Annotated in this window: 13 protein-coding genes; 9 read left to right on the forward strand and 4 right to left on the reverse strand. The window is 35.9% G+C overall.

What is annotated here, in order from left to right; all coding sequences use genetic code 11:
- Positions 1-178: 178 nt before the first annotated feature.
- Together Q8L85_02500 and Q8L85_02505 are read right to left on the reverse strand one after the other, a co-directional pair.
- On the reverse strand, positions 179-2,041 hold the full coding sequence (locus Q8L85_02500) for a KUP/HAK/KT family potassium transporter (GenBank protein ID MDP1723553.1): 1,863 nt from the start codon (positions 2,039-2,041) through the stop codon (positions 179-181).
- A 94-nt stretch (positions 2,042-2,135) separates the two neighbouring features.
- Positions 2,136-3,713 (reverse strand): alkaline phosphatase D family protein, encoded by a 1,578-nt coding sequence (locus Q8L85_02505; protein ID MDP1723554.1) that lies wholly within the window; start codon positions 3,711-3,713, stop codon positions 2,136-2,138.
- Positions 3,714-3,834: 121 nt separating this feature from the next.
- Here Q8L85_02505 and Q8L85_02510 point away from each other — a divergent pair, with 121 nt between their 5' ends.
- The 3 genes from Q8L85_02510 (at position 3,835) to Q8L85_02520 (ending at position 7,536) form a co-directional block, all read left to right on the forward strand.
- Positions 3,835-5,250, forward strand: a complete 1,416-nt coding sequence (locus Q8L85_02510) for an aminotransferase (GenBank protein ID MDP1723555.1) — start codon at positions 3,835-3,837, stop codon at positions 5,248-5,250.
- Positions 5,251-5,693: 443 nt separating this feature from the next.
- Positions 5,694-6,821: an ABC transporter substrate-binding protein gene (locus Q8L85_02515; GenBank protein MDP1723556.1), complete on the forward strand. Its 1,128-nt coding sequence runs from the start codon at positions 5,694-5,696 to the stop codon at positions 6,819-6,821.
- Between the two features lie 274 nt (positions 6,822-7,095).
- Positions 7,096-7,536, forward strand: a complete 441-nt coding sequence (locus Q8L85_02520) for a hypothetical protein (GenBank protein MDP1723557.1) — start codon at positions 7,096-7,098, stop codon at positions 7,534-7,536.
- A 177-nt stretch (positions 7,537-7,713) separates the two neighbouring features.
- Here Q8L85_02520 and Q8L85_02525 read toward each other — a convergent pair whose 3' ends face one another.
- Both Q8L85_02525 and Q8L85_02530 read right to left on the reverse strand, forming a co-directional pair.
- Entirely contained in the window at positions 7,714-8,526 is an 813-nt protein-coding gene (locus Q8L85_02525) for a hypothetical protein (GenBank protein ID MDP1723558.1), read from the reverse strand.
- Between the two features lie 84 nt (positions 8,527-8,610).
- Entirely contained in the window at positions 8,611-9,882 is a 1,272-nt protein-coding gene (locus Q8L85_02530) for an HlyC/CorC family transporter (protein MDP1723559.1), read from the reverse strand.
- A 263-nt stretch (positions 9,883-10,145) separates the two neighbouring features.
- On the opposite strand from Q8L85_02530, the gene Q8L85_02535 reads away from it, so the two are divergent.
- The 6 genes from Q8L85_02535 to Q8L85_02560 all read left to right on the forward strand — a co-directional run bounded on the left by Q8L85_02535 (position 10,146) and on the right by Q8L85_02560 (position 15,325).
- Positions 10,146-10,301, forward strand: coding sequence for a hypothetical protein (locus Q8L85_02535; GenBank protein ID MDP1723560.1), 156 nt, complete (start codon positions 10,146-10,148; stop codon positions 10,299-10,301).
- Positions 10,298-11,239 (forward strand): tyrosine recombinase, encoded by a 942-nt coding sequence (locus Q8L85_02540; GenBank protein ID MDP1723561.1) that lies wholly within the window; start codon positions 10,298-10,300, stop codon positions 11,237-11,239. The genes Q8L85_02535 and Q8L85_02540 overlap by 4 nt, the downstream gene beginning before the upstream one ends.
- Positions 11,236-11,715 carry a signal peptidase II gene (lspA, locus tag Q8L85_02545; protein MDP1723562.1) on the forward strand — a complete coding sequence of 160 codons (480 nt, stop codon included), beginning with the start codon at positions 11,236-11,238 and terminating at the stop codon, positions 11,713-11,715. The genes Q8L85_02540 and lspA overlap by 4 nt, the downstream gene beginning before the upstream one ends.
- A 2-nt stretch (positions 11,716-11,717) precedes the next feature.
- A complete protein-coding gene (locus tag Q8L85_02550) occupies positions 11,718-12,185 on the forward strand; it encodes a DUF3035 domain-containing protein (protein MDP1723563.1) in 468 nt (155 codons plus the stop codon).
- Between the two features lie 434 nt (positions 12,186-12,619).
- Positions 12,620-13,948 carry a pitrilysin family protein gene (locus tag Q8L85_02555; GenBank protein ID MDP1723564.1) on the forward strand — a complete coding sequence of 443 codons (1,329 nt, stop codon included), beginning with the start codon at positions 12,620-12,622 and terminating at the stop codon, positions 13,946-13,948.
- Positions 13,949-13,951: 3 nt separating this feature from the next.
- Positions 13,952-15,325: a pitrilysin family protein gene (locus Q8L85_02560; GenBank protein ID MDP1723565.1), complete on the forward strand. Its 1,374-nt coding sequence runs from the start codon at positions 13,952-13,954 to the stop codon at positions 15,323-15,325.
- The last annotated feature ends 302 nt before the right edge of the window (positions 15,326-15,627 follow it).

The raw sequence follows: 15,627 nt of genomic DNA on the forward strand, positions 1-15,627 counted from the left end.
TGGACAATGACATCTTCTTTATTTACTTTCTGGATCCCGCGGACAAGTCGCGGGACGTAGGAGGGGATGTAAAATAGTTATTAATTATCAATAGGCTAGTATGTTTATGGGTAATGATATGGCCGCGGGACGTAGGAGGAGGGATGGTGCCCGCCACTTGTAGCGTCAAGTCATTTCACTATATCTTATATCTGACCCCTAATTCGATAACTTTATCATGCGGAATTTTGTAAAATTCATAGGCTGCAAGAGAATTCTTAGATAGATAAATATAAAAAGTCTCGCTAAAACCGTTTAAGAAAGGCTGAGGAGAGCTTACGGCAATTCCTTTGCTTAAGAAGAATGATAATTCTTCATCTTTTTCAATGAGTTTTTGTGATTTTGCCCAATGGATAATTTTATGTAAATTAGGATCTTCTTTGAAACCAAATCTTGCATTAATTCTGTATTGATTCGCACAAAGAAGATCAAAAGAAAATTTATCTTTGTGATGATCAAAAGGTGAATCTGTTGTGATGACGGAAACAAAGATTAATTTCTCATGCAAAAATTTATTATGTCGCAAATGTACCAGTAACGAATTGGGTGCTTTATTGGGATCTCGTGTCATAAAAATAGCGGTTCCTGGAATGCGTTGATTGTATTTTTTTACATAATCCGTCATGAATTTTTCTAAGGATTTATGATGGATGGTTCCTTGATATATAATTGCCTTATTTCCCTGAATCCAAACACGTATTGTATATATAATTATTAAGGTTAGCAAAACTGCGTACCAGGCACCTTCGAAAAATTTTGCTAAATTTGTTATAATGAAAAGTAAGTCTAAACAGATAAAGGGGATAAAAATAAGAGCGATTTTATAAAGTTTCCATTCCCATTTAAGATAGGCAACGAGTAAAACCATCATTGTTGTAATAAGCATGCTACCAGATACACTTAAACCATAAGCAACAGCTAAATTTTCAGAACTACGAAATCCTAAAACGGCCATAATAGTGAATATGCAAAGAATGGTATTAATAGCGGGTAAATATACTTGGCCAATTTGTTTGTAAGACGTATGAATGACTTTCATACGCGGCAAATAATTAAACATAATGGCTTGCCATGCAATTGAAAAAACGCCTGATATGATGGCTTGAGAAGCAATGATCGTGGCAAGTGTTGAAAGAATAATAAGTGGATAAAGGCCTATTTTGGGCACTAATAGATAAAAAGGATTCGAAATGGCCTCAGGTGTTTGAAGGAGCAATGCGCCTTGGCCTAAGTAAGAGAGAAGCAAAGCCGGCAAAACAAAATAATGCCATGAAAGTGTAATCGATTTTTTGCCAAAATGTCCTAAATCAGCGTAAAGCGCTTCAGCGCCTGTGACCACAAGAAATATGCCGCCCATGGCTTTCAGGGCTAAAAATCCATTATTGTAAAAAAATTGGATCGCATAAAAAGGATTTAATGCTTTTAAAATAAAAGGTGTTTGAATTATCTGTGCTAAGCCTAAAAGGCCAATGGTTAAGAACCAAATAATCATAATGGGACCAAAAAATTGGCCGATATAACCACTGCCTTTTTTTTGAATATAAAAAAGACCCAAAAGAATCATAATCGTTAACCAAATAATATGCTCTGAAAAAACAGGTGAAATAAGCTTGAGCCCTTCGACAGCACTAAGTATTGAAATTGCAGGTGTGATAACGCCATCGCCGAAAAACAAACCACACCCAATAATACCCAAAATAATGGGAAGTGCTTTAAAGGAACCCAAATTTAATTTTGAACACAAAGAAGATAAAGCGAGGATGCCGCCTTCTCCGTGATTATCGACTTTTAATACAAAGCTTACATATTTAATGGAAACAATCAAAAAAAGCGTTAGCATAATAATGCTTATAAGGCCTAGAATATTTGTTTCATCTACAGGAAGATTTCCCATAACAAAACAACTTTTAAGCGCGTATAAAGGACTTGTTCCAATATCACCATAAACAATACCGATGGCACCAATAATAAGGGATTTATGGGCTAAATTTTGTTGATTCATTGGAACAGATATCGTTTTACTAATGATTTGTATCCTTTTTTTTATGACGGGGATTTATACTAGCCCCGATTGGGTCAGGGCTAGTAAATTAAGATTATTGAGCCATAATTGGATAGGCTTTTGAACCAAGCAATACATTGTTTTGATTGAATGTGTTCATGGTTAATGCATTTCCAGGCATATCAATATCCATACGTACAAACACAGAATCAACATTTTGATGAACGACACTTACAGCTTTACCCAAACAACTATCTATAGCGCTTGAATCTGGAAAGATTGGCGTTTCATCTTTTTTAATAAAATGTAATCCATTGCTTTCACGTGTATCAATAGAATCAGGAAAATCCTCTTGTTTTCCAAAATTAATGGCTTTTAAACCAGAAGACATTATTTCTGTAAGTGTTCCAATTACTTTTTCTTCATCATTACTAATGGTATAAGTACCTCCATGGGTACAATGACCATCACCTGTCAGTAGGAATACTTTTGAAATCGGCGTTCCATCAAGATCATTGCCTAATATTGTTTCAACGACTTGTTTTTGTTGTATAGGAAATCCTCCCCAAGAATCTATGTCATTTGATGAAATGAGGGGGATCGAGGATACAACAAATTTAACTTTATCTTTAATGGCTGGATTTTGAATCCATTTTTGAAAAACTTGAAATTGCTCATCACTTATTACATGAGGAATTTGATCATTACCGTCTTTATCTGTCGTATGTGTAACGCGTTCTTGACGTGTGTCAAATACAAAAAACTCGGCGGGACCTCTGGAAAAAGAGTAATAGAATTTTTGTGAACCGTTTGGTCCATCCCATTTTTGATATTCAAAAAATGCTTTCATTGCGTGTGCAACGATATTTGCATCCTTTACTTCTTCTGATGGTACAACATTGTTAAAACCCGAACCATGATCATCTTCTTGGCTATATGTGATTGTATTTGCAAGTAAATTTTTATAATTTGGCAATCCCCATACTGTTTGATAAAGACCGCGCATCTGGCTTAAACTTTTTGATTGCCCAAAGCCAATTTTGCCGATGGGATCAAGATAGACATTATCGCCAATACGTAAAAAAAAGCTATTTGCAGTATCTTCTTTAAGTTGCTCTGAAATGGCATTAAAAATAATATCATTATCTGAGTCGAAAAGATTAAACCCTAAGACGTCGGTATAGCGAAAACAGGATCCAAATACAAAAGAAAATTGTTCGGCATTAGGATTCGGTGTATGGAATTTACCTGTAGATGCGTGATCCCAATTATTGATAGTGATATTATCAGCGGATAATTTGACATCTTTTTTTGTTTTAATATAGCCTATTTGATATTCGTAAGGTGTATTGATTTGTAATTCAGGAAATGGAATGATGCCTATTTTATCATTGAGGCTGTCAACTTTTGTAAATTTTAGTGGTTCAAAATCTGCATCACCTGTTTTAAGGCGCGCAACTATATAATAATCTTTATGGTGTTTATCGCCGGCACGCCCCCAAAGATGAACCTTATTATGGGATTCATTTGTATCTCCATTATCAACACCATTTACAATTGGTCCTGATGTAAGCGGTTTAAGGTCAAGGTCGATTGCATTGACTTGATGCAAATTTAGTAAAAGTATTGTCGGTAGTGTTGCAAATCTTAAAAATTTATTGAAATAGCGCATGGAATCCTCCAAAATTTTTATTTAAATACAGTGTAGCAAGACCTTAAAAACAAAAATAGCTCTAACGTGCTGACTATTATTCTATTTAAAATTCAGTATGATTGTTGAAAAGGGGAAAAAAATGACAGCAAATCATCAGCCAATTATTTCACAAGAAGATTACGTTCAACGTGATATAGCCCATGTGATTCATCCATTTACGGATTTGGATCTACATGGACGCGTTGGACCACTTGTTTTACAAGAGGGTAAAGGTGTTTATCTATATGATATAGATGGTCATAAATATTTAGACGCTATGGCTGCGTTATGGTGTACGTCATTAGGATATTCAGAATCCAGATTGATTGAAGTTGCCTATGCGCAAATGAAGAAGCTTCCCTTTTATCATATTTTCAATAATAAAAGTCATGGGCCCGTTGTTGATCTTGCTGAAAAATTAACACAAATTACGCCATCTTCGGCAAGAAATGGTCCTATGCAAAAAGTTTTTTTTGCCAATTCTGGATCGGAAGCCAATGATTCGGCTGTAAAACTTGTGTGGTATTACAATAATGCAATGAATCGTCCTAAAAAGAAAAAAATTATTGCACGCTTGAAGGCGTATCATGGCACAACCATTGCTGCTGGTAGTTTAACAGGATTGCCGCATGTGCATGCTGGCTTTGATTTGCCGATTAAAAATATTCTCCATACGGATTGTCCGCATTATTGGCGTTATGGCAAGGATGGCGAATCTGAAGAAGAATTCACCCATAGATTGGTTAAAAACCTAAGAAACTTAATTGAAAAAGAAGGCCCTGATACAATTGCAGCCTTTATTGCAGAACCCGTGATGGGGGCAGGGGGCGTGATCGTCCCACCCAAAAATTATTTTGAAGAGGTTCAAAAAGTTTTAAGACAATACGATATATTAATGATTGCCGATGAAGTTATTACGGGTTTTTGTAGAACCGGTAATTTATTTGGATGTGAAACCTTTAATATTCAACCTGATATGATTACTTTTGCGAAAGGTATGTCCTCTGCTTATCAAGCAATATCGGCGCTTTTAATTACAGGACCGATGCATGAAGCAATTAAAGAATATAGTCACCAATTTCATGTATTTGGGCATGGGTTTACCAATACGGCACATCCAGTGTCGAGTGCTGTGGCATTAGAAGCCATCAAAATTTACGAGGAACGTGATCTTGTCGGTCATGTTCGAAACTTAGGGCCTTATTTACAAAAGCGTTTACGTGAAGTATCCGATCATCCGATTGTGGGCGAGGTAAGGGGCATTGGCTTTTTAGGTGGCATAGAACTTGTTGCGAACAAAAAGACAAAAGAATCCTTTAGTCCCAATGATGCCGTTGGTCCATATTTAATGAAAAAAGCACAAGATTACGGATTGATGCTAAGATCGCTGGATGATGTGATTATTTTTTGTCCGCCGCTTATTTTTACAGAAGCACATATTGATGAAACGGTGGATAAATTTAAAAAGGCGTTGCAGACAACATACGAAATGGTACAAGCAAAAGGCCTTATATAACTACCCATCCTATGAGCAAATTCGGCGTCAGGGCTATACTTCCGGTACTCATGTACAAAGAGGTACACGACTTTCCGGTTTTCGCCCTTTCTAGACTTCGCCTCACAATCTGGATAGTTTGGTTAACTTACACTGATACGGGTCAACCCTTTCTCAGGTATGAAGAATACGCATCGCGCGTCATTCCTTGTCTGAGCATAAAGTTTACTCACTATAATTACGAAGCTATTTAGATTATGGGCAAATTCGTCGTCAGGGCTACCCAGAAATTTAAAACTGGCGGTACATGTATGAAGAAGTACACGCCGTTCTGGTTTTGCACTTTCTAGACTTAACCTCATAATCTGGATAGTTGTGCTGGGTTAACTTTATGTTGATATGGTGTTATTATTTTTCTGAGGTTACTTTAGAGAACGCATACAATAGAGAATGAAATAAACAAAATGAAAAAAATTTGGATCGCTTTTACTGTTATATTGAGCCAACCCCTTTACGCTGAAGAATCAGGTGAGGATTTGTCGATTGTATCTTTTGGTGGTATTACCCAGGATGCGCAGCGTGAGGTTTTTTTTGAGCCATTTTCAAAGGAATCTGGCAAAAAGATAAAAGAGATTAATTATAATGGTGGAATCTCTCAAATAGCTGAAATGGCAAAGAAAGATAAATCAGAATGGGATCTTGTTCAGGTGGAAGCGTCAGATCTTGTTGAAGGTTGTCGCAATAATTATTTTGAAACGCTGAATTGGAATTTAATTGGTCAGAAAAGCGAATATGTGCGTGGTGCAACTCATAATTGCGGTGTTGGCTCTTTCATTTGGGCCATGGTTATGGCTTATAATCAAGACATTTTTCAAGAAAATCCACCTCAATCTTGGGCTGATTTTTGGGATGTTCAGAAATATCCTGGGAAAAGAGGATTGCGTAAAACGGCACGTTTCACCTATGAAATTGCTTTGTTAGCAGCAGGGGTACAGGGACGAGATGTTTATACTATTTTGCGTGCGCCAAATGGATTTGAACAAGCACTCAAAAAATTAGAAGAACTTTTACCCCATATTGAATGGTGGGAAGAAGGTGCGCAACCGTCACAATGGTTACAAACCAAAAATGTTGTAATGTCTGCTGGTTATAATGGGCGTATTGCCAATGCGATTAAAGATGGCAATAATTTTAGAATGATTTGGAAAAATGCAATTTATTCAATAGATTACTGGGTAATTCTTAAGAACTCACATCATAAGGATGCAGCTTATCAATTGTTGCGTTATATGGCGCCATTAAGACGTCAAGCTGACTTTGCCGAGCTTATTCCTTACGGACCACCTACCAAACGATCTTATAAAATGTTGAGACGTGATACGCAAATGATGTTACCTGACGTTCAAAATAAAACGGGTACCGTTTTTCCGTTTGATTATGAATTTTGGGGTGTTGTTGGAGAAAAATATGAAGCTGAGTTTCAAGATTGGCTTGTAAGGAAAATAAAAGAGTTAGAAACGAAGAGATTTGGACCTGAAGTAATTGTTAATGTGCCTCAAAGTTCAACTTTTTACCTGAATGAGAAAAAGTAAAAAAGTGTTTTCTATTTAGGTTGATAGGGCGTATTCGTCCCTTATGTAGGAAATCAATGCGCTTCGTTTCTCATGTCTTTTTAATCTAAAGCGAAAACGCTATAGTTTACCTCTCGTTCTCTCTCTTAACCAAAAGTGAAAACAATATAGTATTTCTAAGATATTGTGGTTAGATAAAAAAATAAGTATACTGTTTGTTACAATAGGGTAATGATAAATATTTTGCTAAAAAATAGTAACGTGTTTATCGATATAATAAAAACCGGAGGAAAATATGAGAAATTTAACATTGATGTTTGCTGCGCTTGTCTTGATAAGTTCATCTGAATCATTTGCAGTTGGAATGCATGATAAAACACCTGCTGAATTACAGCAATTATGGGCTGCAAACCAACAAAAATGCAAACAAAACATTGAAAACACAAGACAATTATTGGCGCCTTCTGATTCAAAACGTCGCGCTGCAGGCGATGCGCTCAGAGGTGTTTTAGGTAAAGATACCAAAGAAGGCAAAAAAGAAGAAGCTATGAAAAAGCTGAATGAATATGAGATGCAACAACAAGGCGCATCTACATCGATTACTTCTGCTTTAACTGCTTTTATTGGTTCAAAATCAACTGATGCGACAGCCATTGCGAATATAGAAAAAGAAATAATGGATCATGCGATGAAATGTGATAAAACGACTGCAGATTTATCTAAATCAGCGCAATAATAGGTTCCAAGAAACGCTTAGTTTTATAGTTCTAACGAAAAACCATGGGGCTTGCCCCGTGGATGAAGAAGTCCCTCTATTTTTTAAGAAACTTGCAGATTGTTAGTGTCTTTTAAATAGAGGGCAAGTTTACTTGTAACAGGCTGATACCGTGGGGCTTGCCCCGTGGAGTTTCACTTATCTTTTACCATGTTTATACATTTTCGGTGTCATTCCACGTTTTATATCATTTTTAAAATATGTAACATTATGCTGATTAAGAGGATATTTTAAAAAAGAACCATCTTTAGCCGATTGATTATAATGTGCCACTTGACCGATATGTGCGCCATAATTGCCTATTAAATCCGTTGACCTTACATGATTTATAATATTATCTGTATATCCTGGCTTATCAAAATATCCTTTTATTAAGGCACCTGGGGCATTAAATGTATGTGTTTCAGCACCCGTTTTGTGACCAACGATTTGCGCCATCATGCCGCCTAAAGAATGTCCTGTAACAAGCACGGATTTATGTTTTATTTTTGCATCATCAAGTTTTTTAAGAGTATCATTGTAAAAATTGACAGAACGTTCAGTGTTTTTCTTGAGTGAATTACTGATTGTTAATTTTTTACCCGTTTTTTGAGAGAGATAAGAAAGCGGCATATTAAGGGCAATGATAGCATCAGTTCTTACGTCACCCTTTCCTTTTGTGCCACGGTAAGAATAGAACAGATTATTATCTTTATCCATTAAAGCAATTGCACGATATTTACCAGAATCAGACGTAAATTCGTTGACTACTTTATATTCTTTCTTTGTATCCTTATCCATATAAATTTTATGACCATCTTTGGTTGTTTTATGAGGATTTTTATATGAAAAATGGGCAATAGTTGCGGCTAGCATTGATTTTTCTTTTAAAGGTAACGCAGGCTTTCCATAAAGATTGGTAGCAATAAATAGCGTAATTAAAAAAGAAAATATAGTATAATTCTTAAACATGAATGCTCACATTTTTTATTTTTATTATTTTCACAGTAGATTATAAAATTATCTTGATCAAGTATGTTTCAGTAAAAATATAAACTAATTTTTATGATGTGTGGGTGGCGTAACTTTAATTAAAATAATTTGATTTTTTTGTTTACGTATAACTTCAAAACGAAAATTATAAAATTCTAAAACTTGCCCAACGTCTGGGATGTCACGGGATTCATGCAGCAATAATCCTGCAATGGTAGATGCTTCTTCAACGGGCAAATCCCACCCCAATTCACGGTTTAAATCGCGCAAAGTAACTGTGCCTTCAATAAGATAAGTGCCATCTTCGTCCTGTTTAATACCGTTTACACGAACATCATATTCATCAGTGATATCACCTACGATTTCTTCTAGGATGTCTTCTAATGTGACAATACCCATAAAAGTGCCATATTCATCAACGATGACAGCAAAATGTTCGTGGCGCTCCCTGAAAGCTGTTAATTGTTCAAATAATGAAGTTGTTTCAGGTACAAACCATGGCTTTTGCGCAAGCGAAAGAATGTTAATATCTTTATCATTTTTTTGCCTTAAGGCGCGTAATAGATTTTTAGCATGTAACACCCCAATAATGTTATCAGGGTCATTTTGCCAAAGTGGAATACGTGTATAAGGACATGACAAAATACGTTCAATAATGTCTTTAGTAGGTAGATCGATATCAACCATTTCAACATTTTTACGATGAATCATAATGTCTTCTAAATCAACGTCACGCAAATCTAAGATACTGCGTAACATAGCGCGTTTACCTTTGGTCCCAAATTCTGGATCATGGTGGAGGTCAATGGCTCCCCGCAATTCTTCGTCACCTAAAGCATAACCAATTTTGCCACCTAAAGTGACGCCAAAGATTTTTAAAATGCCATCCGTAACAAATTGAATGATGATTACAAAAGGAGAAAGAACTTTTGTCATAAAACTGATAAAAGGCGATACAAACAGTGCAAATTTGTCTGGATAATTAATCGCATAAGATTTAGGTAAGATTTCACTAAAAGATAAAAGCAATATAGTTATTATAATTGTTGCATAAAAAATACCTGCTTCACCAAAAACTGGCGTCATAACACTCGTAATAAGAGAGGAGCACAAGGAATTAATAAGCGTATTACCAAGAAGAATTGTACCTAAAAGAACTTCGGTATTGCCGCGTAAATGATTAACAAGCTTCGCCTTTTTATTGCCTTCTTTCTCAAGAATGTGCATCTTTGCCCGTGACGCAGCTGTTAATGCAGTTTCAGAGGCCGAAAAAAATCCGGACAGCACAATGAGTACGATAACGCACAATATGATAAGGATAACAAAACTAGACATTCAAGAAAGTCCATCTTTAATAGCTGTAACATCTATACCTAAGCATTTGTAAATGCTGATTTTTATATATGAGGTTTTAGGTGATTTTTTTTTGCTAAAAATGACGACAGGTAATTATATTACCCTAGAAATTGTTAGTTCAAAAAGCGCCCAAAGGTCATAGACTAAAAACAGTAGTTTCGTGTTGTTTAGGTATATATATTTATGCTACGAGATGGTATAAAGTTGCAATATGTCTTTCATCTTTTAGGGAAAGAAAATTCATGAAGTGGCTAATTAGAGGCTTATATCTTTCACTCCTTGCGGTTGTTGTGGGTGGATTCTTTTTTTTGATGTATGGTGAAATCCCTCCACCTGTTGCAAAAATTGAAAAAGTAATTCCGATTGATTATTTTAAACGCAAGCAATCTGTCGAATGATTCTTATTGCTAATGCAATTGAGCTGTTCTTAGAAATGCTCTCTGCTGAAAGAGGCGTTGCGAATCTGACACGTGCAGCCTATAAGGCAGATTTATGCGCGTTTGAAGATTATATGTTGAGCCAATTTGGAAAAAAAAACTGCGTTGATCTTATCCAGGATGACATTAGGCATTATTTACAATTTTTGTCGCAGAAACATTATGATTCACGGACGATTTCTCGTAAATTATCAACCTTAAGGCAGTTTTTTTTATTTCTTTTTGCAGAAAATCATCTGAAGTCAAATTTATGTGAGGGTATTGATTTTCCATATCAATCTAAAAAATTACCTAAAACATTATCTATTGATGAAGTAACTTTATTGATTGATTGTTCCATCAAAAATAAAACAATAGAAGGGTTAAGGTTATATACGCTGCTTGAGCTTTTATATGCAACGGGTATGCGGGTATCTGAGCTTGTTGGCCTAAAGAAAGAACAAATATTGCGTAATTTTTCAGCTCTTCTTGTCAAAGGCAAAGGCAATAAAGAGCGTATGGTGCCATTGCATGTTTCAGCGCAAGAGGCTTTAAAAGAATATTTGTTGCTTCAAAAAGATAAATCTATGTGGGTTTTTCCATCCAATAGCGAATCTGGTCATTTAACACGACAAGGTTTTGGGCAAATGTTAAAAAAATTAGCAATTACTTCTGGTCTTGATCCTATACGTTTATCGCCTCATGTGGTGCGTCATGCTTTTGCAACACATCTTTTAGAAGGGGGGGTAGATTTAAGAAGTTTGCAACAACTTTTAGGTCATGCTGATATTTCAACGACACAAATCTATACTTTTGTTGATCCCAGTCGTTTAAAATCAACCGTTTCACATTTTCATCCTTTAGGGGATAAAATGGGTATTCAAATGCAATCACATCTTACAAAAGCAGATAAAAAATGATTATTATAGGGTTTCTTTTTGCGATTCTTGTTCTTGCTTTGGATCAATTGTCAAAGTTTTGGGCGCAGGAAATTTTGTTAAATCCGCCTCAAAGCATGGAGGTTTTTGATTTTTTAAATTTAAGTCCTTCTTGGAATAAAGGCGTTAGTTTCGGGATGTTCAACAATGATTCTTCCTGGACGTTTTATGTCTTAACTATTTTAACAATTATTCTTATATTGGTTTTGGTATTTTGGATTTTTCAACGCAAAGGATATCTTTTTTCTATCGCCAATGGATTGATTTTAGGGGGCGCTTTAGGTAATCTCATGGATCGGTTTCTGCATGGCGGTGTTTTCGATTTTATCGATGTGCATTTTAAGGGGTATCATTTTTGGACCTTTAACATTGCAGATGGTGCCATTACAATCGGTGCGATATTATTTGCAGCCGATATTCTAAAAGATTTTTTAGCAAGTAAAAAAAAGGGTAATTGACGATGGTTTTAAAAAATTTAGCAGGCGTTTTGACTCTTGCAATTTTGGTTTCAGGTTGTGCCAAAGGCATATTTTCAAAATATTCGCCTGACGAATTTGCAGTTTCCAGCAAAACACCTTTGACCTTACCGCCTGATTATGATTTGCATCCTCCTTTACCAAAGGGTGCTAAGAATAACACAAGGCGTGATGATGCTTCTAAGAAAGCATTAACGGGTGTTCATCCTGAAGCACATAATCATGTGCAAAGCGAAGGCGAAGTAAAATTAGTTGAAAAAATTGGCAAAAAAGAAGATCCATTTTTGCGCGAACATATTGAAAAAGAAACAAAATATTTGTCTAAAAAAGAAAACATCAAAATTGGGGAAGTGACAGGCGAGGATATTCAGGGTTATGATGAATCATTAGATCCTGAAGCTGAGGCGCAAAGACTAGGGCATGAAAAAAAGACAATTGAAGTGGAAGATTAATAACGCGAACTCGATAACACCAAGATATTAAGAAATCTAGGTTTCCGTCGTTGCGATGAGCTAAAGGCGAAGAAGCAATCCAGAAAAATAGCCTTTTAAAGGTTTTAAATATTGATTTTTACTGGATTGCCACGCGGCCCTTTTTTAAATTTGGGCCGTTTATAATGACGAATCGCCACATCGTCATCGCGAACCCCCGTAGGGGGTGTGGCGATCTCAATTTTCCAAGGAGATTGCCATGGGCCCCCTTTTAAATTTGGGCCCCTCGCAATGACGGATGGTAGTATCATTCCTTTTAAGTCCGCCCCTTTTAGGTGGTGGGAAATGCGCAACGGCGAACTCTTTGATTTAATATTATTTCTGAGTTCGTAGTAATAACTAAAAAAGTGGCTGTTTTTTAAACGGTCTAAAACATCGTTAAGGAAGGTCGTTGAATGAAAAAACAAATCCTTATTCTTTTTTGCACATTATTTTTTGTATATGGGGGGCATATAGTGAGCGCTGGTATATTTAATCCTAAAGAATTCACACTTGCCAATGGCATGCGCTGTATTGTGATTGAAAATCCTACAAGCCCTGCTGTTTTTCACTCTTTATGGGTACAAGTTGGTGGTGCTGATGAAAAGATTGGTCAATCAGGTAAAGCGCATTTTCTTGAACATCTTATGTTTCGTGGTACAGAAAAATTAGCGCCTGGCCAATATGACAAAATAATTCATGAATTGGGCGGCGAAAACAACGCTTTTACATCTCAAGATGTAACGGTTTATCATGTTAAAATCGCCAAAGAAAATCTTGCAAAAATTATGGAAATTGAAGCCGATCGTTTAACAGGGCTTAAAATTACAGATGACGTTTTTATTCCAGAAAAAAAAGTTATTTTAGAAGAAAGACAATCGCGTGTTGATAATAATCCTATGGGATTAATGATTGAGCAAATGACGGCGCAACTTTATCTTCACCATCCTTATCGCATTCCTGTTATTGGTTGGATGAATGAAATTAAAGAGCTAACGCGTGAACAAGTCATGGAATTTTATCAAAAACATTACGTGCCTAATAATGTTATTTTAATTGTTTCAGGTGATGTTAAAGTTGATGATGTAAAAAAACTTGCGGAACAATATTACGGACCTTTAAAACAAGGCGAACTTGACAATAGAGTGCGTGTTTCAGAACCACCTGCGCATATTGAAAAGAAAATCACATTGCATCACTCACAAGTGACGCAACCTCAAATGATTAGAATGTATAGGGCGCCTAAATTTACGGGTAAGGATGCTGATAAAGAAGTTGCCTGTGAAGTTCTTGCCGAAATTTTAGGGGGCGGGCAATCAAGTATTTTCTATGATCAATTGGTGATTAAAAATAAACAAGCTTTAGGCATCGATTGTGGTTTTTATAGTCAAAAAGATGATTCAAAATTTACAATAGCCGCCGTTCCAACACCTTCGGTTGATCCAGTTTTATTGGAAGTGTCAATAGATCAAATTATTACTAATTTGTTGGCTAATGGTATTAATGACGAAGAATTAATACGTATCAAGAAAAAATTAGATGCAGATTCTGTATATGCGCGCGATTCTCTTGATAAAGGCGCAAAAGCAATTGGGCATGCTTTGACAGGAAATGGGCAAATTTCTGATGTTGAAGAATGGAATAAGCATCTTGAATCAGTTACAAAAGAAAAAGTCTTGGAAGTAGCGCGTGTTATTTTTGACTCAAATAAAGCTGTAACTGCTTATTTAAGACCAAAGGTGTAAAAAATGATACAAAAAATAAAATGTTCAATTATTGTCGGATATGTACTTATGTCTTCTTCACTCGTTTTTGCAGCACCTCAAGTTCAAAAAGTAGTCAGTCCAAAGCATAAAATTGAAGCTTGGCTTATTGAAGCTCATAATGTGCCACTTGTATCAATGCAGTTTTCGTTCTTAGGCGGTGCAGGGCAAGATAGCAACGAGAAAGCTGGATTGTCGCAATTTACATGTGCGTTGATGGATGAAGGCGCTGGGGATTTTACAGCTGAAACATTTCAACGTAAGCTTGATGAATTAGCGATGCGTTTTGGATTTAATGCTGATTCAGATCGTATTTATGGAAATGTACAATATATTTCTAAAAATAAAGATGAATCCCTTAATTTGTTGAAACAAGCTTTAGAGAAACCTCGTTTTGATGAGGAACCTTTAGAGCGTATTCGTCAACAAACAATTGCTAGTATTGAACGTAAAAAAGAAAATCCAAATATTTTAGTTGCAGAAAAAGCTTTTGCTTCTGTTTATCCAAATCACCCTTATGGTAGACCATTATCTGGAACAATAGAATCAGTCAAAACTTTTATACAAGATGATTGTAAAAATTTTGTCAAAAACCGTTTTGCAAAAGAAGGCCTTATTATTGGTGTTGCAGGCGATATTACACCTGAAGAGCTCGCAAAAACACTGGATGATCTTTTTGGTAATTTAACTGAGAAACATGTTGTTAAAGCATTGTCACCGATTCAGCCTATACTTGACGGGCAGCTCCATACAATTCAATTAGCAGATCGTCCTCAAACAGTATCGGTTTTCATGCAACAAGGCATCGATCGTCATCATCCTGATTTTTATGCAGCTTACATATTAAATCAAATATTGGGTGGTGGATCGTTTCAAGCACGTTTGATGACTGAGGTTAGAACGAAACGTGGATTAACCTATGGCATTCATACGCAATTGCAATGGCTTGATCAAACGCAGTTTATGATGGGATCTTGTGCGACAGAAAATGATCGTTTTTACGAAAGTTTTGATGTCATAAAAGCCGTTTACAAAAATTTAGCGATTACTGGTCCAACAGAAGAAGAACTTAATGAAGCTAAAAGCTACATAACGGGTTCTTTTGCATTAATGCTTGATAATACGAAATCAATTGCTCAATTTTTGCTTAGAATGCAAAAGGATAAACTAGGTATCGATTTCTTAGAAAAAAGAAATGATTTTATCCGTGCCGTGAGTGCCGATCAAATCAAGAAAGTAGCAAATGACTTTTTATCTCCGGACAAATTAACATTCTTTGCGGCAGGTAATCCCAAAGAAGGTAGCTCTTCTAGGGGTGTACTCCCTGATGAAGTGTCGCCAGGCTTAGCAGCTAATTAAGTCTTATTTTTGTAAAAGTATGGCACATGTTAAATGTCTCGATTTTCTAAAAAATCATTCAATTGATTTTGAGCTATATCAACATGTGTCCGTTTTTACGACCAGTGAATCTGAAAAGATTAAACAAGATATTCCTGGTGCACATATACCCAAATAATCTGAAACTACCGTTTTTAGCCGATGACCTTTGGTCGCTTTTTGAACCAAAAATTTCTAAGGTAAAACAATTATCTGTCGAAATTTTCGGCATCAAAAATCACCTTAAATCTCATGCCTAAAAATCGGCATTTCCAAATCATTTG

The sequence above is a fragment of the Alphaproteobacteria bacterium genome (genome assembly GCA_030680745.1).
Lineage (GTDB): Bacteria > Pseudomonadota > Alphaproteobacteria > JAUXUR01 > JAUXUR01 > JAUXUR01.